Raw genomic sequence first — 20069 nt, 5'->3', positions numbered from 1 at the left:
GTCCCGTTCCCTAGTATCTTGGAGTAGGTTCTCCAGTATCCGAAAGCTATGTACAGAATGTATGCTGCCGCAGCCGCTACCGATATTACTGGTCCTACCATCTCCATTTACCTTAAATTCGCCCCCCATTAATTCTTCACGGAGATTTAGGCTGGTCCTCGATATCTTCATAGTTTGGTATTACTCGTAAAGGTTAATCCCTTGGAATGGCTCCTACAAAACAAGTTGATAAGTAAGTTATCATAATCCATTTAAATATGTGATTAACTAGTTATACCGTGGTGACCTGGTTGGAATACGGCTACAGTATTGAGCCAGTCCCAAGAAGTGAGAGGAGGTACGGGTTCATAGAGAACCTAGCAATATGGTTCGGGGCAGGAATAAGCATAGCAGAATTCTGGGCCGGAGCAATACTCGTAGCCAGCCCATTATCACTCAACCTGAAAGCAGCACTCCTAGCAATAATCCTAGGCCACCTAATAGGCAACGCCCTCCTATCCCTAGTAGCTGTTATGGGCTCCGATACTGGTCTCCCAACGATGGTGTTGTCTAGGAGGCCCCTCGGAGTAAAGGGCTCTCACCTAGTCTCCGCCCTCAACTACCTGCAGCTCATAGGATGGACTGCTATAATGATTGTAGTTGGAGCTCGAGCCCTCGACACTGTCTCCGCCGAGGTATTTGGCCTCCACGCATACCATGCATGGATCCTAGTTCTAGGAGGCCTCGTAACGGCATGGGCTATAACCGGCCCCGAACGGTGGAGGTACCTCGAAGTACCATCGGCGATCCTGCTCCTACTCCTCGTGGCATGGCTCTCCTACATTGTGGTAAAGGACTACGGGTTCTCGAGCCACTTCTCCGGTGAGTTAAGCCTCTCCCCCGCCTTTTGGGTCGGGCTGGACCTTGTTATAGCAATGCCAGTCTCCTGGGCGCCTCTAGTAGCGGATTACTCTAGGTTCTCTAGGAGGAGTAGGGAGGCGTTCTGGGGGACCTATATCGGCTACTTCGCTTCAAGCGGCCTATTCTACTTCCTTGGAGCCTTCAGCAACATAGTGTTGGGCGAGATGGATCCGATAGGGGTTATAGCATTCTACGGGCTGGGGGTTCCCGCTATGCTCATCATACTATTCTCAACCGCCACAACAACGTTCCTCGACGTCTACAGTGCGGCGATAACTTACAAGAATATGAGGCCCGAGTCGGACGCCAGGCTCCAAGTCATAGTAGCTGGAGTACTTGGCACGCTACTCGCCCTCGTATTCCCCGTGGAGGAGTACGAGTGGTTCCTCCTCCTAATCGGCGGGGCCTTCGTAAGCCTCACAGCGGTGATGATCATGGACTACCTCGCCTGTAGAAGCTGCTACACGGAGCCCTCACGCGTCCTGAATCCAGGCGCCCGTGTAAGGTGGGGAGCCCTCACAGTATGGGCTCTAGGCTTCATCTTCTACATCCTACTTGCAATTGGATCCCTCATAGGTGTCCGGGTCCCCCTCTTCTCAGCCTTGGGGGATCGGTTGGGGAGCTCTATCCCCACGCTCATCCTGGTCTCCCCAGCCTACCTCCTATACCTTGCATTAACCGGGAGGTGGTCTTCCCGTGGAGAGTGTTGTGATCGGGAAGGTTGATAGGAGGCTCTTCGACGAGGTCATCCTCCCCCATCTTGGCAGGAGGGACCCCTCTATAATCGTGGGGCCTAGGCATGGCGTTGACTTCAGCGTGGTGGAGGTGGGGGATAAGGTCCTCATAGTAGAGGTTGACCCTGTATTCGTCGTCCCCGAGTACGGCTGGGAGAGGAGCGCCTGGTTCGCAGTAAACATACTCGCCAGTGACGTAGCAGTCTCTGGGGTGCCGCCAAGATACCTCTTCATAGACCTCAACCTCCCACTAACAATGAGCGACGAGGAGTTCAAGACGCTCTGGACCCTCATCCATAGAGAGTGCGAGAAGCTCGGAGTAGCCATCGCCGGAGGACACACGGGTAGGTACGGGGGAGTAGACTACCCCATGATCGGGGGAGCCACTATGATCGGGGTCGCTGGGAGGGATGAATACGTCACCCCCGCCATGGCTAGGCCGGGAGACGCAGTCATAATGACTAAGGGGCCAGCTGTTGAAACCGCAGGCATACTTGCAACCATGTTCCCAAGAGTCCTCGAGGAGAGGTATGGGAGGGAGTTCGCGGAGAAGGCAAAGGAGATCTTCTGGCTCCAGAGCGTCGTGGAAGATGCATTAACACTAGCAAGGCTGGGGCTGCGCCGGGGAGTTACTGCAATGCATGATGCAACAGAGTATGGGGTGTGGGGTGCTCTCCACGACATTGCAGAGGCCAGCGGTGTAGGGATTAGAGTATACAGGGACAGGCTCTTCATACGACCCGATGTCGAAAAGGTTGTCAAGGCCTTCAGCGAATACACGGGGATACCCATCGACCCGTACGCGGCGATAAGCGAGGGGACCCTCATAGCAACAGTATCACGGGATAAGGCTAGGGAGGCAGTAGAGCTCCTGGAGAGCAGAGGGATAGACGCTGCAGTTATAGGAGAGGTAGTAGAGGGGGAGGGAGTAGTCCTCGTGGATCATGGGGAGGAGAGGGAGCTCTCCAGGCCCAGCCAGGACCCCTTCTGGCCCGTCTTCTTCAAGACAATAGAGATCATACGAGGAGGCGGAGGAAGGTGAGGGTCCCTGTAGCCCTCACAATAGCTGGTAGCGATAGCGGAGGGGGAGCCGGGATACAAGCAGACCTGAAAACCTTCGCCGCCCTAGGAGTACACGGGGCATCAGCCATAACAAGCATTACAGCCCAGAACACGCGGGAGGTAAGGGCAATACACGATCTACCCCCAGAGATGGTGGTGGCGCAGATAGAGGCCGTAGCAGATGATCTAGGAGTAGACGCCGCCAAGACAGGGATGCTGAGCAACGCTGGAATAATAAGAGCAGTAGCAGGGGCGGTGGAGAAGTACGGGTTCCCCCTCGTCGTGGACCCCGTCATGATCGCCAAGTCGGGGGCACGCCTACTAAGAGAGGATGCAGTGGAGGCCCTGGTAAGAGACCTGATCCCACACGCGACGGTTGTAACCCCAAACAAGCCGGAGGCGGAAGCCATAACAGGGATCAAGATAAGGAGTCTCGGAGAAGCAAGGGAGGCCGCGAGGATAATAGTGGAGGACCACGGCGCGGAGGCCGCGGTGGTTAAAGGGGGACATATGACTGGAGAATACTCTATCGACATCCTCTACTATAAGGGGCGATACTACGAGTACAAGGCCGAGCGGATAAACACCAACACCACCCACGGCACAGGATGCTCCTTCTCCGCCGCCATAACAGCAATGCTCGCTCGAGGAGAGAGCATACCGCGAGCAGTCGAGGTGGCTAAGGAGTTCATAACCACCGCGATAAGGTACGGGCTCAGGGTAGGAGGCGGCCACGGCCCCGTAAACCCAGCGGCATGGACAATAATACCAGCCGAGAAGTACAGGGTGCTCGAGAACCTGAGGAGAGCGATCAAGATCCTAGAGGAGAACGGGAGGATCGTGAACCGGCTTGTGCCAGAGGTCTTCATAAACATAGGGATGGCGCTCCCAGCACCCTACGCTAGGACAATAGATGATGTCGCAGCGGTACCCGGGAGGATCGGGAGGTATAGGGACTCGATCATAGTGAAGGCGGAGCCCGAGTTCGGCGTGTCAAGCCACGTGGCCCGGGCAATACTCGCGGCAATGAAGTATGATCCAAGCGTAAGGGCTGCGGCGAACATAGCATATACCCGGGAAGTGGAGGAGGCAGCCAAGAAGCTGGGCTTGGTTGAAAGCAGCTTCGACAGGAGGGAGGAGCCCCCAGAGGTGAAAGCTGTGGAGGGGAAAACCACAGAGTGGGGGATTAGCACAGCCGTGGAGAGGGCTGGTGGGAGGGTCCCCGACATAATATACGATTACGGGGAGCACGGCAAGGAGCCGCTAGCCCTAGTATTCGGCAAGACCGCGGTTGAGGTGGCTGAGAAGATAATAAGGATAGGGAAAGTGATCGAGGCGAATAGCCCGTGGCTCCGACGATAATTGAATGGAAGAAATAGTTATTACTAGGCGTTGAAGGAGGGAGGGGAGACTCGTCCAGTCCGCTTCTCTACACTGGTACTCCGGCATGGGGATTTATTCAACCACTAATCGGTTGTTATAGTAACATTTTGCCCAGAAACCTTATTTTATAAGAGTATACTTGACCAGGCGGGATGCGGCATGGCCGGAGTAAAGAGAGTGTTCATCGCTACCCGGCCTTGGAGCTTCCCAATGACTATACTGGTAGTGCTCATCTCCACTGTGGTGGCGCCCCTAATCGATCATACTATGGATTGGCTCATGCTTACCATTGCGATCGCGGGCTCTGTTCTCCTCCATGCAATGGTTAATGTGCTGAACGACTACTTCGACTACAAGAGCGGCCTAGACAGGCCTGGGACGGGGACTGTAGAGTATAGGCCTCACCCCATAATCCACGGCATACTCTCGCCGGGATCCACTTTTGCACTCGGGCTGGGCTTCGGCGTTTCAGGGCTCATTCTAGCAGTGATCGCAGCATTCCTGGGTAGACCGCTTGCCGTTGTATTAGGGCTGCTGGGCTTTGCGATCGCATTCCTCTATACGGGTCCACCATTCCCCTTGAAGTATAACGCGCTAGGGGAGATTGGAGTCTATACTGCCTGGGGGATCCTTATACCCCTAGGCTCATACTATCTCGTAACTGGGAGGATTAGCCTCGCACCCATCCTGGTAGCTTTACCCATATCTATACTCATCGTTGACGTGTTGTTGGCTAACAATATACGGGATATTGAGGCGGATAGGGGTGCGGGGATCGAGACGCTAGCTACACGCCTAGGATTCAACGCTTCAAAACGCTTGTTTAAAACATTAATATACGGTGCGTATGCTGCTTCATTCCTCATAATTTTATTAGACAAGTCCCTCATTATAGCGTCCCTCCTGGGACTCCTCAGCATAGGTGAGGCTAGGAGGGTTGCATCCATGTTCGATGAGAACCCTTCTCCCCCCGACGCAGACCCTAGGACAGCTGTCCTTGTGCAAAGATTCTCCATCCTATACTTGATAGGCCTTATCACCGCAGTATTATTAAATATATTATGAGCTTTTGGTATTAATGGTTGCTGGGGCTTCGAGCGAGTCTGTTGGTGCTTTATAAAGTCACATCCCCTCCCAATTATCATTTCTTGGTGGAGTAGGACTGGTTGCCGGAGGATCCCTACTAGCCCTAATCTTACTGGGCTGGCTGGCGAGCAACCTGTAATAGCGGCATCCACTAGCCACATACGCTATTGTATCGGGCATCCCCCGGATGCGACTTCTATTAGTGCCTTCGAGATCCTAGTGGTATACCCAGATGATACTCCGCTGGAGCTCCTGGAAGAGTATAAGGGGATGGGTAAAACAGTGCTGGCATACCTGAATATAGGTTACGCGGAGGATTAGAGGGACTACTGGAACGATACAAGCCTCCACAGTATAATCTATGGAGGGACGGAGTATGAAGGGGAATACTATGTTGAGTATTGGAGGCCGGAGTGGAGGGAGGTAGTCATAGACCATGCCCTCAGCTATATTAGAGAATGGTTTGACGGGGTATACCTTGACAATGTCGACGCCTACTTGGTGTTGGAGGATGAGAACTTCTCCTGGACTAGTGGAGTGGCATTGAGGAGCGGGATGCTGAGCCTTGTAGAGGCTGTATCAACGGCGGTGCGGAATGATACTGGAGGCTCCGGCCTAGTCTATATCAACATTGGAGGCGCGCTTGAAGATCTAGACGGAGGCCTCGCCCTCAAAGACTACATAAACGGCTATGTTAGAGAGGAGGTTTTCTTCTACAGTGATGGAGCCTGTAAGGATCACAGGGCTCCATTCTGGGAGTGGTGGAGGCTCGAATACTATCTAAGGCTCGGAGTCGAGGCCGGGCTAGTCGGGAGCGTCGTCGAGTTCGTCTCGAACCCCACGGACGTCGCCTACGCCTTAATGGCTCACTCTCCATGGGGTAACGGCGTGATCCTACAGCCAGCCTGCGACCCATACTACTACGATCCCCAACTACACCTCTCCGCTACACGTTAAGCGGGTGAAGGAATAATGGAGCCCAAGAACATCACTGAGCGGTGAGGGGGCGTGAGTGGATGACGGAGTGCAGGATCCTAGTGGTGGGTTATGAGGGCTTCTCGAGATACTGGCCTAACCCGGCTGGAGAGCTCGCTTCCAGCCTCGACGGACTCGTCATAGGTGGGTGCAGGGTAAAGGGGGAGACCTTGCCAGTCTCCCTCTACTCGGTTAAAGCGAGGTTGCCAGTCCTCCTTAGGGGTGTGGATGCAGCGGTAGGGTTGGGCCTCGACCCTTCAGCCCGCCATCCTAGGCTGGAGCTAGCCGCTGTCAACATGGCCCACTACAGGGTCCCCGACGTTGAGGGGAGGAGGGCGATTCTAGAGGCAATTGTAGATGGGGCTCCCCTAGCCCTACCCACTGGCCTACCCTATAAAACGGTGTACGAGGAGTGCTCGGAGAGAGGTCTACCCTTATCGCCTGGCCTGGGGACGGGAACATACCTATGCAATACAATGGCTTACCTACTCCACTACTGGAGCATGGAGACGGGGAGGCCTGCGGGCTTCATACACATCCCCCCAGACACGGCTACCGTAATGAGGGTTGGAGGAGGCTATGGGGTCCCACGCTGGCTGCTCCTTGAGACTCTCACGTGTGTCCTCTCAGCTGTGGCTAGGGAGTTAAGGGTTAACACGTGATACCATGTAGGGTAATACTTGGCTGATGGAGGATCGAGGCTGTTGTGGGAGCCGCCGATAGCGTATACTGGGGCAGTCACTGGCTACCTGGTCGCTTCAGCCCTCTACTGCGAGTATAAGCCGCTACATGAAGCGAGGAGCTCTAAGAAGCTCACCCCAGGAGAGGCTAGGAGGCTTACAAGGAAGATGCTGGCCACCCTCAAGAACGCCCCCGATAAGGGGAGGTTTTTCGTAAGGACAACGCTGATCGGAGAGATTGAGGGATACCCCCTGGTAGTCAGCCCAGACGCAGTCTACATGGAGAACGGGGTTCCCAGGGGTGTTATCAAGTCTAGGATAAGGCCTAGCCTACGCCACTACACCTCGGACTGGGTTAGCCTCGTCCTATCATCCTACATACTGGCGGAAGCGTATGGTGTTGATAACATAATGATGGCCCTCGTGCTTGGAGCAGATAAGACGGCGCTCATGCAGGCACTCCAGGCTGTAAAGAGGGACGGGCCAAGGCCGAGGATGGGAGAAAACTGGCGGGTGGTAACGAGGGTCTACACGGGCCTGGAGGATCTAGCTCCCTACAGGAGGGCGGTGGACGTGATAGTTGGAAGAGCCCACCCAACGCCTCCCCCGTCGGAGAGGTGCCCTAAGTGCCAGTACAGGAGTCAATGCCCGTGGAGGAGGGATTAAGACCCCCTGCCAGGTAATTATTACTCCGGGATGGGTGGCGATGGAGAGGCTTGACCGCTGCCGACCAATAGGGCTTAGTGGGATGAGGAGCGAACCCGAGGCTCAAGCCACCCATATCAGGGATCCCTTGTAGGGTCCCTGGATTCGAGGCTTCTATGAGCGACTTTTAGGAGGAGTTCTCATACTCCGCGGCCCTAGTACTGTTCCTTCTCCCACGGATCTCCCTGGTAAACCTATAGACTAGTACCAGGGCGATACCCGACTCCAGCGTGGCGAATACCGCGTCCCTCCTAATTACAGCGTATACGTCTAAGAGGAGGGTCCCTGCAAGGTTTAACCCGTAGAGCCAAACCCAGTTCCTTATCAGGAAGCTGGCGAACACCAGCAGCATGCCGGCGACCCCTATCGCCTGGGCAGCGTCTATCACATTCACCACCTTGAACCACTGGGGAGCGGCTGCATTAGATTATAAGCTAGAGTCCGACAGGGCCCATGTATGAATTCTAGGATAATATAGTAGTGGCACACTCTATCCCCACGGGTGGATCACCTTGGAGCTCACGATACGATTGGATGATGAAGTTGCTGGAAGGCTGGAGCGCATGGCTGCGAGGCTTAAGGCGAGTGTAGAGGAGATTGTGGAGGCGTCGCTCTCATCGATGGCCGAATACGCCGGTGAACTGGCAAGATGGGGCCTCGACTTGAGGGTTAAGAAGGAGCACCGTGTTGAGAGCCTTTTCGACGAGGTATACTTCTACGCTGTCGAGGCTTGGAGGGGGCTGGTCTCCAAGATCCTGGACAGGCTTAAGGCGAGGGGGAGGTTCGAGCTTGAGATGCTGGAGTTCAACCCCTTAGAGCCGAGCATTATAGTAGAGATGACGGCGCTGGAGGGCAGCGACCTGCTGGCTGACAAGATAAGGATAGACTGGGGAATGGACGGCGTCCTGTTAGAGGCCTACTATTACCTGGAGGAGGGGGAGGAGCCCCCGCTTGCAAGGCAGGGGGAGGGGTATGACTGGGCTTATCTGCCCGACGAGCACGCTGTCGTGGTCACGGTTAGGGGGAGGAGCCTAGCCGATATTCCTCCTATACACGTCATCGACCGCCTATCGGGGCTTGTAGAGTGAGCGGGTCGTGGGTGGAGTTGGAGTGGGTCGGGATAGGGTTATGATAGTCGATGCTGGGAGGGTGGGCGTTGCAGAGGCTGCAGCAATCCCCCTATACATAGCGGGCCATTACCCAAGCGGGGCGGACATGGTTGTTGCAACAGCCCGTATATCCGAAGAGGGTGTTTCTGCAGGTGCTCTCAACCTTGTATGGTCCAATGAGAGGGCTGTTAGAAGGGCTAGTGGGGGGTTGAAGGCCAGCCTCCAGCCGGGGGACCACTACCTGGCGATCGTCCTCCGCTCGGGGAGCCTCCGCTACCTCTACACTAAGTATAGGGACATCCTAGCCGGCTACCAGGATGGGGTCATAGTAGGCTTAGGTCGTTCAGCTATGAGGCCCTTCATAGAAGTCTACTCCAGGAGGGAGCCGGAGGGGCTTGTGGATGCCTTTACAGGGGGCATGGAGGTTGCCGGCGAGGATGAGCTGGACCCCGACCTCCTAGTAGACGTGGTGGGGACCCTCACCGACCCCGCTTGGGTCGACCCGGTCGAGGCTTCCTCCGAGCTAGTCTCCTATAGGGTCATGAACGGCAACTACTACATCGGGGTGGTCGGCTACGTAGAGGACGGACTCATAATGGAGACGTGGCCGGACTCAAACATACACGTCTACCCGGCTGGGGCGGCGAGGGGGATATTCAAGGAGATAAGCATGGTCCCTCCAAGCCTCCCCCTAGCATTCCACGCTGCCAACGGCTTCCTGTCCGGGGTGGAGTTTGTGGGGGTGGATCCAGAGCATATTATGGAGGCTTTCCGCGGCTACATAACGGAGGCTGAAAGGGTTGCCGGGGAGTATTGAGGTTAGGGAGGAACCCCATAGAGCCTGCGTAGAGGAGTACACTGTAACCGACAGCGATGTTGCAGAGCACCTCGCAAAGCGTGGGAGGAGAGTTCTCTCAACGCCATGCCTTATACTCATGATGGAGAAGACTGCGAGGAAGTGCCTAGACCTAATACTAGGCGAGGGCAGGACGAGCGTGGGCTACAGGATAGATGTGAGGCACAGGAGGAGCGTCGGGGAGGGCGAGAAGGTTAGGATAGAGGCGAGAATGGTCTACTTCGACGGCAGGAGGGCAGTATTCCACATAACCGCGTCCAGCAAGGGCGAGATTGTCGGGGAAGGCTTCCACGAGAGGTACGTAGTGGAGGCATAACGCAGGGATGAGCCTGGAGGACATACCAGGCGTTGAGGTAGAGTACGAGGAGAGGACTTGGCTGATCCTCAGGGAGAAGAGGAGGAAGGCCGCGGAGATCATGAAGATCCTCACCCGCCTGTCTAGGGAAGTAATAGTTCACGGGAGTGTAGCGAGGGGGGACGTACACCCCTCCTCAGACATTGACATAGTGATAGTGCAGCCGGTTCCCCCCGGCCTGCTAGAGGTAGTGTTGGAGGAGGCGGGGTACCGGGTATACTACCGGGAGATAATACAGGCTACCCCAAACTACACCCCCAAGATATACTACTACCTCGACCCACACGAGGAGGTCGTTGTAAGCACCCCATTAAACAGGCTAAGGGAGAGGGAGAGGGAGTTCTACAAGTGGGGTGGAGAACTCGACCTAGAAGGGCTGCTGGAGGGGAGGAGGGTCCCCGGAGTAAACAAGGAGCTGAAACTCATCATACCAACGGCTAGGGGGCATAAGGAGGTGGAAGTCGAGGGGAACGAGTCCCTTGTAGCGAGGCTGACAGGGGTGAGCATAGAGACCGTGGAGGAGAGGATAAGGGTACTGGGGAGGAGGAGGGAGCATGGGAGAACGGGGGTGTTTGTCAAGGAGCCCGTGCCTGCAGGTGAGCCCGTGGAGGCAGTGATAAGGGAGCTGGCTCGGAGGAACCCATACTTCAGGAGGGCGATTGAGAGGTAGCCCTACGCGTGCCACCGGGACTGCTATTTTAGGCGGAATACGACATCCTTGCTCGTCACAGCTATCACGGGGTAGAGGCGTTTGAGGAGTAGATCCTTGTAGGGGAGGCTCTTTAGGAGGCTCGCGACAACTGCTCCTTTAGAGACACGGGAGAGCTCGCCCACCGCCTCATCCAGGCTGTCAACGAGGTCCAGGACAGTGAAGCTGTAGACAACGTCGAACGAGGCGGTTGGGAATGGGAGTTTTAGAACATTCCCCTCCACAACCATGCATTTCCCAGGGCAGATCCTGGAGAGCCTCCACTTCGCGATGCGGAGCATCTCCCAGCTGTAGTCGAGGCAAACGTAGAGGGAGACGCCTCCAAGGTAGCCTGCCGTCCTCATATACTCTGCAAGTAGCCCAGTTCCGCATCCAGCGTCTAGGATCCTCCCGTGGGGAGGGACCCTCCTAAGGGCGACACTATACTTCTCGTACTGCTCTGCCCTATAGAGCTCATCATATCCTGTGGCTGTAGCCTCGTACCTCTCCCGTATTATGTGCCCCTTCCTCCCGCGCCGCCCTCTCATCATACCATTCTCCAAATACATGTACCCCCAGCTATAATTCCCCCTAGGAACTAGTGTGAATGAGGAGGGTGTAAATAATCGTGGCCGGCGAGGAAAGGTTTAAGCTGATCCTGCACCCAACCTGCCCAACAAGCAAGTCTCTAGTAACGTACCTGCGCGAGGAGGGGCTTCTCGATGAGTTCGACTTCATAGTCCTTGAAAAGCCCACGCCACTCCCGGAGGGGGTCTTTCCATGGGCTGTCCCAATGGTCTTAGATGCTATGGGGGACCCTGTTGCCATGGATCCCCTAACTCCCGGCGAGCTAGCTTCACTATTGAAGGGTGAACCTGTCGAGATAGGCGATGAGGTCGAATTCTTCAAGAAGTCCATCCTGTACAGTGCCTATGCCAGCGCGCTCATGCTGGCTCACCACTCAATAGAACCACTGCTGCAGGAGTCCTTCCTATATCCAGCACTACGCCTTAAGCCGCGCAGGAGAAGGTATGAGGAGGTTTTGGAAGTCCTCTCAAACAGGGCCGAGGAGATATACGAGTCCGTGAAGGAGGTCGCGGCGAGGGCGCTGTCGCTTGCAGTTGTGAGGTTCTACTATTACAGCGGTGTACGGGGCTGGGAGAAGATAGCCGGGCTCAGCGAGGAGGACGTCTCATCCATTATACTTGCAATGGCGAGTGTGGGAAGGAGCCACCTCCCCGTTAAACCCGTCAAGCCAGACATGGCAGGCTATATAGCGAGCTTTATCTCACGCGGGGCGAAGGGGCTGTTGAGGAAGATCGAGAGAGAGTATCGCGAGACCTTGCTGGATGAAGACTACCAGTCGCTGATCAAGTCGCTGAAGGGCTAGTTCAATCGGAATCCCGCTCTCCTAATTTGTCCTATTGCATGAATAGAAATCTCGCGGCTGCATGAACGGTGGTGCTCACACCACTCCTCACACTTCTCCGCTATATCTCTCGAATTGTAGATGAGCCCGCACTTGCCGCATGCATAATACTTTTCTCCCTTGAGTGTAACAACTAGCATCGTCTACACCACAATATATGTCTACCTATAGTAACATATACCAGAGTATATACGTTGGAACAATAATTCTGGAAAGCTCCAGCTCCGGTATACCCTCGGAGCGAGCCTGCTGCTAGTATTACTGTTTATACAGGCTATTGTTTCCCAGCAGCCTTGAGGGACGCCATTAGTGCAACCAGTACTATCAATGCTAGGAGGGGTACGTGTTCTTTGGCTAGCTCGCCAAATTCTCCAGTCGGCTCAATAATGCTCCTGGAAACCCTCCCGGCGTTGAACCATGCGAGGCTCGCCGTGTAGATGTAGCCTTGACCCTCCAGGTGGAGCCAGAGGCTGATAGCGTATAGTATGGCTAGGGCTATGTTCTCTGCTATGAGGAATCTCTCGAGCTCGGCGATAAAGTTTATTCCAATATACCCAACTACCAGTAGTATTATGAGTATGGCTAGGAGGGCGTCGAACATATTCACCCCTTATCCACCCCGCCAACTCCAGCTGTCTGCTGGGCCCTACATTTATGGCCTTACACTATACCTGGAGGGGTCAGCAATGCTTTACTGGATTAAGAGGGTCCCTCAACACCATCGGGATGACTTCGAGGATGTCAAACGCCGTGAGCGCCTCACCATAGTATTCATACGCTATCTCCCCCGCCCTCCCAGCGATATATGCGGCAGTGATGGCGGAGTTGAGCGGGTCTGGGATTCCTAGGATAGATTTCCTCTTAGCTAGTATCCCCGCTGTTAATCCTGTTAGGATATCCCCGGTTCCGCCAACGCTCATCGCAGGGACCCCCGACTTGTTCAGCCTGCACTTCCCGCTTGGTGTGCACGCGGCGTCGACTGGGCCCTTGACTAGTGTCGTGGCTTTGGTATGCTCTGCTATCTTGGAGGAGGCTTCGAGGGGGTCGTCTACCGTCTCTCCTAGCAGCCTGGAGGCTTCTCCTCTATGGGGGGTTATCACGGCGTTCTCGTAGAGCTTCAGGCCGCATTCCTGGACTGCGTAGAGGGCGTCGGCATCAATAACTATGGGGGTCCCTCTACCCATAGCCTCCCGTATAAGGCTGCAGGTAGCCTCAACTGTTTCGGGGTCTCTCCCCAGCCCCGGGCCTATTGCTATCGAGTGGATCCTTGCAGAGAGCTTGGAGAGCTCATCTAGGTCGCTCTTGGAGAGGGCGTCGGATTCAAAGGGCACTGGTATGATTGTAGAGGACCTCATGGCCGCCTCCTCCGCTATCCTCCGAGTGCTGGCTAGGTATACTAGGTCAACGCCTGCCCGTGCGGCTGCGTTTGCGGCGAGGATGGCTGCTCCAACATAGTACTTGCTCCCAGCCACCACGAGAACCCTCCCCCCGACACCCTTGTGGGAGTCTCTTGGCCTGCGGGGGACCCTTGCCGCCACGTCTCCCGGACCTGCTACGAGCTCAACGTCGTGGGTTAGGCCGATGTCGGCGACAGCTATCTCTCCAGTGTACTCCACCGCCTTCAAGAGACCCTTCTTTACACGGTGCATTGTAACCGTGGCATCAGCCCTCGCGGCCCCCTCAGCAGCGCTGCCCGTGTCGGGGTCCACACCGGATGGAACGTCTATAGCTACCTTCAGCCCGGGCGCCTTGTTGAACTCAGCAACCGCCTCCCTAACGGGAGACCTGAGCCTCCCCCTCACTCCCGTGCCAAGAAGCGCATCAACTACAACATCGCTGTCTGAGACTTCTAGCCATCCCTTCGAGTAGGGCTTGACTATGCGTATACTCTCCAGGCTCATTAGGATGTTTAGGTTCGCCTTTGCATCCTCATGGGAGACCTCGGCGGGGGGATAGGCGAGGTGCACCTCTACAACAGCTCCTCTCCCTGCTAGGTGCCTCGCTGCAACGAAGCCATCGCCGGCATTGCCTCCCTTCCCGGCTAGGATCGCTATCCTCTTACCCCTAACATCGCCCAGCTTGTACTCGATATAGTCCGCTACGCTCCTCCCCGCATTCTCCATTAGGAGTATTAGGGGGAGACCCTTGCCCACAGCGTTGAGCTCGTATGCCCTCATGTCCTCGACGCTTATAGCCTCCTCTAGGAGTGGCTCGCGGATGATTCTAAAGCCATACTCCAAGACCGCCACCCTTTTACCAATAATCCCCCTCATGCTAGGTTAATTGCATAGTTGCTTCCTGCCGGGTAGGACTTAATACTATCGATGGGAAACAATTGTTTCCTGGAGGGGTGAGGGACCCGTGGCGTCCGTCGAGGTCCCAGAATACGAGATAGTCGAGTCAGTAGAGCTGAAGGCTAGGGAGACTGCAGTAATAGTAGTGGATATGCAGAACGACTTCGTCAAGCCACAGGGTAAACTATACGTCCCCACCGCCGAGAAAACGGTGGAGCCCATCAGGAGGCTTCTTAACAGAGCACGGTCAGCTGGAGCCAGGGTATTCTACACCCAGGACACTCACTACGATAATGACCCTGAGTACGAGATATGGGGAGAACACGTACGCTACGGCACCTGGGGATGGCAGATAATAGACGAGCTCAAGCCAAGAGAGGGGGACATCGTTGTTATGAAGACACGCTACGACGGCTTCTACGGCACACCTCTAGACGACCTCCTCCGGGTATACGGTATAAAGAACACGGTGATAGTCGGGACGGTCGCGAACATATGCGTCCTACACACGGCGGCGAGCGCATCCCTGCGATGGTACAAGGTAATAGTGCCAATGGACGGTATAAGCGCCCTCACAGACTTCGACTACCACGCCACCCTACGGCAGGTATCATGGCTCTACAAGGGACTGGTAGTGAAGAGTGTTGACGGGATAAGATTTATAGACTAATCTACCTTTTATTTATGAATATATTCGTGAATAACACTAATAAATCAAGAGCCCGCAACATTAACTATGCAACATGATGTGAAGTTACCCAGCGGGCTTCTCCCCAATGAAGGGGGAGAAAATAATCTACTTGTGGTAGAATGTCGTGGAAAGCTAACTTTGGCTGGCTCCTCCTTGGAGTCCTCACGTTAATTATTGGGATTAGCATCATCATCCTCATCCTTGTTTACCTCAAGGTTAAGGGCCACTGAATACATCGTAACTATTAGGAGGGTTTACTCTAAGTACGGCCTAGTAAGCCGGAAGACGGTAGAGGCTAAGCTGGAGTGGATAACTTATGTGATTGTTAAACAGGGCTTCTTCGCTAGGCTGTTCAATGTAGGTGACGTTATCCTTGCTACTCCCAGCGGTCCAATAATGAGTGTCGTGTTTAAGGGCGTGAGCGATCCAATGTACGTTAGGAGCCTGGTCTTACACTGGACGGAGAAAATCAAGGAGGCTCAGAGGATTAAGGAAAAGCTCAGGAGACTGGAGGAGGAATACGAGTTCGGAAAAATACCGGAACATAAGTATATCGAGTTGAGGGAGAATTATGAAAAAGAATTATCAGAAATAGAGTCTAGAGACGAGATGCCTTAGACTATTTCGACCCGGCAAACCACCTCTCCCCCATCATATCCTTTATGAGTTAGTATCTGTAACATGGAAGTTGTGGGCCGATGATCCCTGATCGCCGGCACCGAAGGAGGGTGTGGAGCAGGCTAAACGATGAGGCCCCATACCGGAGTATTACTGAGGGGAACATTCTCTCAACACTATAGGGGGATCCACCATGTATAGTGGTGGGCTGAGGTGTCTGTTCCGCCTGGTGCATGGCTAATAGTTGGCGAGGCTGCTGAGAAGTATAGGATGATGGCCGGAAGGTCTAGGAATCCCCATATAGCGGCTATTCTGAGAATGGCGGCTAACGTGCTGGAGCAGGCGGCTTGGGAGCTGGCTAATGGTAGGATCTCCCACTCTACACTTGAGAATCTCGAGGTTATGGAGAATCTCCTCAAGACTAAGGGTCAGCCGTTCTCCCCTGTCAGGTCCGCTAGGGAGCTGGCGAGGAGGTACTTGTCTAAGAGGCTGCTGGAGATTTCCGAGATCGCGGCTGACGATATCGGGCTTCCATCGTATGTTTAACCCTCGCCCCGTTTGATCTCGAATTCAACAGCCTCGTAGCCTGTTATCTTCGTGCCCCGTTTAACCTGGATGACTGCTATCCTGCCCTTATTCCTAAACGCTACTCTTCCCGGGGATTCAACTAGGCGTACCCTTCCATTGGGGGGTAGTATCCAGTATACTGTGTAGGGGTATTCTGCCCTCGAGGGCTCGTAGTAGTTCTCGTAGACGTTGACTCCCTCGAGGGGATTGAATGGTATTCGTATGTGGAATGTGAGGCTGTGCCTCCTCCTACCCCCCCTGAAGTGGAGCTTAACAGTATCAACTATGGGCCTGACCTCCACACCGTTTATTATAGTCCTCTCCGAGTCCATTGCCTCCTGCATAAGCCTCTTAGACTCTCTCTCCTCCATCCTTCTTGCTCGAGGGTCCCTGACGTATTCGTAGTATTCGCCTTCCAGGTCTATGTAGTCGAAGATTATAGTGTAGTAGATAAGCCCCCACGTCACGTGGAAGAATCCCTCACCGTATACGGGGACTATCCTCAACAGGTCCTCATCCTCCCATACTATACATTTTACCTGGCCGCAAGCATGCCTTCCAGGGGCAGGGGGTGAGTGATCCCGTACAGGCCCGCGTTTTTCATTGTGCTCCCGCCATATTATTACCTGTAGGCGGTCATCAGGGATTGTTGAGGGTTGGGTGGTGGCTGGCGAAGAACTGCTGGCCGAGATACACATGCACACCACGGCGAGCGATGGGAGCATGACTCCGGAGGAGGCGGTTAGGCTAGCCCGTGGAAAGGGTCTCACCGCCATCTCAGTTACAGACCATGATACCTTCCGAGGGAGCAGTCTAGCGGCGAGGATATCCAAGGTTATAGGAGGCCCCCTTATAGTGCCGGGGGCTGAGATAAGGACTGACCACGGTGATGTCCTAGTATATTGTGAGAGGCCCTACGAGGAGGTGCCTAGAAGCCTCCATGAGCTCCGGGACTGGGCGGATGAGAATAACTGTGCATTGGTGGCGGCTCACCCCTTCCACCCTGGTAGGGCCGCGGTTGGCTGGGCTATAACCCGCCTACTCCACCTGTTCGATGCGGTGGAGGTTTGGAATAGTAGGGGGCCTCCAGTATTCAATCTCCCCGCCATAGTGTTGGCTCATAGAAGGGGGGTCCCCGCGACTAGTGGGAGCGACGCCCATGTACCCCAGGAGCTAGGGGGTTCACCGGTCGCCCTCCCAGGGGAGCCCACCGGTGCAGGGGAGCTGGTTGAGTGGATCCGGAAGGGGCTGGTGAGGCCTACCTACGGCCTCCTCTCCCCGAGGGCTGTGCCCTATATTCTGGCGTGGAGTATAATTAGGAGGCTAGGACTGCTAGGCGAGGAGGACTAGTCTCTCCCCGAGGCAGGGGTCCCCTTCAAGGCAGGATCCTATCCTAGAGATGCACTCCTCGGTGCCTCCGGGGCAGTGGAATAGGTGACTGTACGCCCTTTGGTCATCGCTGCTACCGAAGCCCTTATGCACGGGCTTTAAACAGCTCTCCATAATACTGTAAAGGTCGGGTTCGCTCCTGGCGGGATCACAGCAGGTAGAGTATCCGATGGGGGTCGCTATAGTTCTAAGGTAGTCTATATGCCACCGTTTCCTCCCGCACCCGTGGATGTGCCTGCAGAGCCTCGCCCTTACCCCGCCTGGCCCCTTCCCGCTGCCTATGTAGGCGTAGACTCCTTCCTCGAACCACAGGTCTCCCAGGGACCCTACCCTTACATTCTCTCCCCTCTCTACTCTTAGGAGGAGTATGTAGACTCCCCTGCAGGATACTGGTATGCTTGAGCAGGCTTTCTCAAGGCTCAAGCGTTCAACAATCAATACTCTCCCCCCTCCAGGTGGGATGGGAGGGTTTAACCATTAATGGAGGCTCTCCTCCCAGTGATTATACCTCGTGGTGGGTGGAGCTGTACAGGCTGCTGGTGGTGTCGCCGCCAACTATAGACGTGATTGGGGATAGGTGTAGGGTTGGGGGCCCGGCGGTCTACGCGGGCGCAGTGTTTAGGAGGCTGGGTGGGTTAGCATACGCCGTGGGCCCTGTGGGGTATAGGACGCTTGGAACGGTATGGGTTGAGCGTAGGCTTGGCGTTGAGAGGCTCGGCTACTATAATGGTGGAGAGGGTCTCGTGTTCAATATAAAGTATCTGGGCGGCGGCCGTAGGATTGTGAGCCTCGAGTCAAGTACTAGCGGTTTGGATCCTAGCGTGGTGCTCTCGGCCTCCAGCGGGCTTGGACTATTAGATGCGGTATTATTGAGTCCCCTCTACGGTGAGGAGTGGGGTATGCTCGCCCCGCTCTTATCAGCTCGCTCCAGGCTGGTTGCAGTAGATGTTCAAGGCTATGTCCGCGCTGGCCTCAATCCTTCACCTACTAGTGGTGGAGCAGTGCTGGTTCATGCCAGTAGGGGTGAGGTTGGAGAGGGATTGCCCATCCTCTACTATGTTGAAACAGATGGTCCAGGAGACATAGTCCTGGTGGAGAGGGGTGGGATGAGGCTGGTAGCTAGGCCTCGTGGGGGACTGCTTAGAGATCCGACGGGAGCCGGTGATGCTTACACTGCTAGCCTACTGTATTATCTGCTGGAGGGCTATCCCGTTCGAGGACTCACTGGAGCTCGCGAGCGAAGTAGTGTATAGCGTCCTCCCCAGTATCCAGGAGGAGTTGTGGCTGGAGGACTGTAGTCTATGAGTTCGCCTGTATGAACCCTCTACTCTTTAACTGGCTGGGGCTTCCCGTATATGCTGGGAGAGCTGGAGGGTCTCGGGGATTGGATGAGGGTCTACTAGCATTCGCTGTCGGGCTTACGCTGTTCTGGATAGTGGTTTATGCGCTATATAGGGATAGGAAGGGTAGGGTGGAGGTTCACCCGGGCTATATTATTGCTAGGGTTGGTGTTAGCCTAGAGCCCATGCGTGAGGGCTGGGCTGCCCGGGCTTGGAGGATCTTTGGCTGGGTGAGCCTTATTCTCCTATTAATAGCGGGGATAGCATTCTACTATTACACTTTCAACCTCTTCATACTCCGCTACATACATCCCCCGAAGTGTGGTGGAGTCGCTGGATTTGTACCCTTCATACCAGGTGTCACAATGAGCTGGGAGGCAACCCTCTACATCCTACTAGTGGTGGGTATTGCAGCACTCGTCCATGAGCTCAGCCACGCATACGTTGCGAGATCTGTAGGGGTTAGGATACGGGATGCTGGGATCGCGTTATTCCTCTTCATACCTGGTGCTTTCGTCGAGCCTGATGACGAGGAGCTCGCTAAGACCTCCTCGAAGAACAGGCTCCTCATATACTCGGCTGGTGTCGGAGCCAACACTGTCCTTGGCCTACTGAGCCTCCTCCTACTGGGAGCACTAGTCTCGGGGGCTGTTATAACGGGTGTGGAGCACGGCAGCCCGGCGGAGGCGGCGGGGCTGGAGCCTGGCATGAAGATCCTCGAGATCAACAGGACCAAGGTTCACAGTGTTGGCGACGTCGTTAAGATCCTAGACTCCATGGGGATAGAGGATCCCAGTAGGACTGTAACTGTAGAGTTCAAGGTCGAGAAGAACGGTGTAGTTGAGACGATAATAGTCCATAGGGAGGGAGTCTCCAACGCTGGAGAATGTGAGAGGGGTAGGATAGGGATCACGCTCCAGGACCTCTACTGGCCTAGCCAGGCTCTAGGCGTCTTCCTAGGCTTCCTCTACCTCATCAATATAAGCCTCGCGATAATCAATGCCGCCCCCCTAGTACTGCCGCTTCCAGGAGGCTCCATATTCGCAGACGGCGCCTACGTGTTAAAGGAGTTCCTGCAGAAGGTTATGAGGGAGGAGGTAGCGACTCTCACCACGATCGCTGTAGGCAGCGGGACCCTCCTACTTGTACTATCCCTTATGAGCCTCCAAAGGATCATGTAGAACCACCTAACACACAAAATACCCCCA

The 20069-nt window shown here is 55.0% G+C and carries 24 protein-coding genes; 18 read left to right on the top strand and 6 right to left on the bottom strand.

Annotation, left to right across the window (positions count from 1 at the left end):
- Nucleotides 1-290 precede the first annotated feature (290 nt).
- From cytX to ACZ47H_RS04600, 7 genes are all read left to right on the top strand, one after another.
- On the top strand, nt 291-1625 hold the full coding sequence (gene cytX, locus ACZ47H_RS04630; RefSeq protein WP_464932529.1) for a putative hydroxymethylpyrimidine transporter CytX: 1335 nt from the start codon (nt 291-293) through the stop codon (nt 1623-1625).
- Nucleotides 1597-2676, top strand: a complete 1080-nt coding sequence (locus ACZ47H_RS04625; RefSeq protein ID WP_464932528.1) for an AIR synthase family protein — start codon at nt 1597-1599, stop codon at nt 2674-2676. Before cytX ends, ACZ47H_RS04625 begins: the two co-directional genes overlap by 29 nt.
- On the top strand, nt 2673-4058 hold the full coding sequence (locus ACZ47H_RS04620; RefSeq protein WP_464932527.1) for a bifunctional hydroxymethylpyrimidine kinase/phosphomethylpyrimidine kinase: 1386 nt from the start codon (nt 2673-2675) through the stop codon (nt 4056-4058). The genes ACZ47H_RS04625 and ACZ47H_RS04620 overlap by 4 nt, the downstream gene beginning before the upstream one ends.
- A gap of 180 nt (nt 4059-4238) precedes the next feature.
- Nucleotides 4239-5144: a UbiA family prenyltransferase gene (locus ACZ47H_RS04615; RefSeq protein ID WP_464932526.1), complete on the top strand. Its 906-nt coding sequence runs from the start codon at nt 4239-4241 to the stop codon at nt 5142-5144.
- Nucleotides 5145-5669: 525 nt separating this feature from the next.
- Entirely contained in the window at nt 5670-6122 is a 453-nt protein-coding gene (locus ACZ47H_RS04610; RefSeq protein ID WP_464932525.1) for a hypothetical protein, read from the top strand.
- 59 nt (nt 6123-6181) lie between these two features.
- A complete protein-coding gene (locus tag ACZ47H_RS04605; RefSeq protein WP_464932524.1) occupies nt 6182-6802 on the top strand; it encodes a pyroglutamyl-peptidase I in 621 nt (206 codons plus the stop codon).
- 18 nt (nt 6803-6820) lie between these two features.
- Entirely contained in the window at nt 6821-7486 is a 666-nt protein-coding gene (locus ACZ47H_RS04600; RefSeq protein WP_464932523.1) for a hypothetical protein, read from the top strand.
- Nucleotides 7487-7652: 166 nt separating this feature from the next.
- Here the strand turns inward: ACZ47H_RS04600 and ACZ47H_RS04595 are convergent, their stop codons facing one another.
- A complete protein-coding gene (locus ACZ47H_RS04595; protein ID WP_464932522.1) occupies nt 7653-7919 on the bottom strand; it encodes a hypothetical protein in 267 nt (88 codons plus the stop codon).
- Nucleotides 7920-8037: 118 nt separating this feature from the next.
- Here ACZ47H_RS04595 and ACZ47H_RS04590 point away from each other — a divergent pair, with 118 nt between their 5' ends.
- Genes ACZ47H_RS04590 through ACZ47H_RS04575 form a run of 4 tightly spaced genes read left to right on the top strand, consistent with a single transcriptional unit; the run spans nt 8038 to nt 10515 of the window.
- Nucleotides 8038-8613 carry a ribbon-helix-helix protein, CopG family gene (locus tag ACZ47H_RS04590; RefSeq protein WP_464932521.1) on the top strand — a complete coding sequence of 192 codons (576 nt, stop codon included), beginning with the start codon at nt 8038-8040 and terminating at the stop codon, nt 8611-8613.
- A 22-nt stretch (nt 8614-8635) separates the two neighbouring features.
- The gene (locus tag ACZ47H_RS04585) at nt 8636-9451 is read left to right on the top strand and encodes a hypothetical protein (RefSeq protein ID WP_464932520.1); all 816 of its coding nucleotides are present in this window, start codon (nt 8636-8638) and stop codon (nt 9449-9451) included.
- Entirely contained in the window at nt 9435-9806 is a 372-nt protein-coding gene (locus tag ACZ47H_RS04580) for a thioesterase family protein (protein WP_464932519.1), read from the top strand. The genes ACZ47H_RS04585 and ACZ47H_RS04580 overlap by 17 nt, the downstream gene beginning before the upstream one ends.
- Before the next feature lie 7 nt (nt 9807-9813).
- Complete coding sequence (locus ACZ47H_RS04575) at nt 9814-10515, top strand: nucleotidyltransferase domain-containing protein (RefSeq protein WP_464932518.1); 702 nt, start codon at nt 9814-9816, stop codon at nt 10513-10515.
- Between the two features lie 23 nt (nt 10516-10538).
- Here the strand turns inward: ACZ47H_RS04575 and ACZ47H_RS04570 are convergent, their stop codons facing one another.
- Complete coding sequence (locus ACZ47H_RS04570; protein ID WP_464932517.1) at nt 10539-11096, bottom strand: class I SAM-dependent methyltransferase; 558 nt, start codon at nt 11094-11096, stop codon at nt 10539-10541.
- Nucleotides 11097-11161: 65 nt separating this feature from the next.
- Between ACZ47H_RS04570 and ACZ47H_RS04565 the strand changes: the two genes are divergently transcribed.
- Nucleotides 11162-11923, top strand: coding sequence for a hypothetical protein (locus tag ACZ47H_RS04565; RefSeq protein ID WP_464932516.1), 762 nt, complete (start codon nt 11162-11164; stop codon nt 11921-11923).
- Nucleotides 11924-12236: 313 nt separating this feature from the next.
- Here ACZ47H_RS04565 and ACZ47H_RS04560 read toward each other — a convergent pair whose 3' ends face one another.
- Nucleotides 12237-12569, bottom strand: a complete 333-nt coding sequence (locus ACZ47H_RS04560; RefSeq protein ID WP_464932515.1) for a hypothetical protein — start codon at nt 12567-12569, stop codon at nt 12237-12239.
- Between the two features lie 73 nt (nt 12570-12642).
- Nucleotides 12643-14202, bottom strand: a complete 1560-nt coding sequence (locus ACZ47H_RS04555) for an NAD(P)H-hydrate dehydratase (RefSeq protein WP_464932514.1) — start codon at nt 14200-14202, stop codon at nt 12643-12645.
- 121 nt (nt 14203-14323) lie between these two features.
- On the opposite strand from ACZ47H_RS04555, the gene ACZ47H_RS04550 reads away from it, so the two are divergent.
- The 3 genes from ACZ47H_RS04550 (at nt 14324) to ACZ47H_RS04540 (ending at nt 16111) form a co-directional block, all read left to right on the top strand.
- Nucleotides 14324-14926 (top strand): cysteine hydrolase family protein, encoded by a 603-nt coding sequence (locus ACZ47H_RS04550; RefSeq protein WP_464932513.1) that lies wholly within the window; start codon nt 14324-14326, stop codon nt 14924-14926.
- A 222-nt stretch (nt 14927-15148) separates the two neighbouring features.
- Entirely contained in the window at nt 15149-15565 is a 417-nt protein-coding gene (locus ACZ47H_RS04545) for a PH domain-containing protein (protein ID WP_464933952.1), read from the top strand.
- A 213-nt stretch (nt 15566-15778) separates the two neighbouring features.
- Entirely contained in the window at nt 15779-16111 is a 333-nt protein-coding gene (locus ACZ47H_RS04540; protein WP_464932512.1) for a hypothetical protein, read from the top strand.
- Here ACZ47H_RS04540 and ACZ47H_RS04535 read toward each other — a convergent pair.
- Nucleotides 16108-16638: a hypothetical protein gene (locus tag ACZ47H_RS04535; RefSeq protein ID WP_464932511.1), complete on the bottom strand. Its 531-nt coding sequence runs from the start codon at nt 16636-16638 to the stop codon at nt 16108-16110. The two genes, ACZ47H_RS04540 and ACZ47H_RS04535, sit on opposite strands and share 4 nt — an antisense overlap.
- A gap of 157 nt (nt 16639-16795) precedes the next feature.
- On the opposite strand from ACZ47H_RS04535, the gene ACZ47H_RS04530 reads away from it, so the two are divergent.
- Entirely contained in the window at nt 16796-17482 is a 687-nt protein-coding gene (locus ACZ47H_RS04530) for a PHP domain-containing protein (RefSeq protein ID WP_464932510.1), read from the top strand.
- Here ACZ47H_RS04530 and ACZ47H_RS04525 read toward each other — a convergent pair.
- The gene (locus tag ACZ47H_RS04525) at nt 17465-17959 is read right to left on the bottom strand and encodes a GIY-YIG nuclease family protein (protein WP_464932509.1); all 495 of its coding nucleotides are present in this window, start codon (nt 17957-17959) and stop codon (nt 17465-17467) included. The two genes, ACZ47H_RS04530 and ACZ47H_RS04525, sit on opposite strands and share 18 nt — an antisense overlap.
- A gap of 80 nt (nt 17960-18039) precedes the next feature.
- On the opposite strand from ACZ47H_RS04525, the gene ACZ47H_RS04520 reads away from it, so the two are divergent.
- Together ACZ47H_RS04520 and ACZ47H_RS04515 are read left to right on the top strand one after the other, a co-directional pair.
- Complete coding sequence (locus ACZ47H_RS04520; protein ID WP_464932508.1) at nt 18040-18774, top strand: carbohydrate kinase family protein; 735 nt, start codon at nt 18040-18042, stop codon at nt 18772-18774.
- 131 nt (nt 18775-18905) lie between these two features.
- Nucleotides 18906-20042, top strand: coding sequence for a site-2 protease family protein (locus ACZ47H_RS04515; RefSeq protein ID WP_464932507.1), 1137 nt, complete (start codon nt 18906-18908; stop codon nt 20040-20042).
- The last annotated feature ends 27 nt before the right edge of the window (nt 20043-20069 follow it).

The sequence above is a fragment of the Thermodiscus maritimus genome (assembly GCF_055382595.1).
The sequence above is the reverse complement of the archived record's forward strand: the minus strand, read 5'-3'. Positions and strand labels throughout refer to the sequence as shown.

Coding starts and splice junctions, on each gene's coding strand:
- ACZ47H_RS04615 (WP_464932526.1), top strand. CDS start 4,239: ATGGCCGGAGTAAAGAGAGTGTTCATCGCTACCCGGCCTTGGAGCTTC.
- ACZ47H_RS04605 (WP_464932524.1), top strand. CDS start 6,182: ATGACGGAGTGCAGGATCCTAGTGGTGGGTTATGAGGGCTTCTCGAGA.
- ACZ47H_RS04575 (WP_464932518.1), top strand. CDS start 9,814: ATGAGCCTGGAGGACATACCAGGCGTTGAGGTAGAGTACGAGGAGAGG.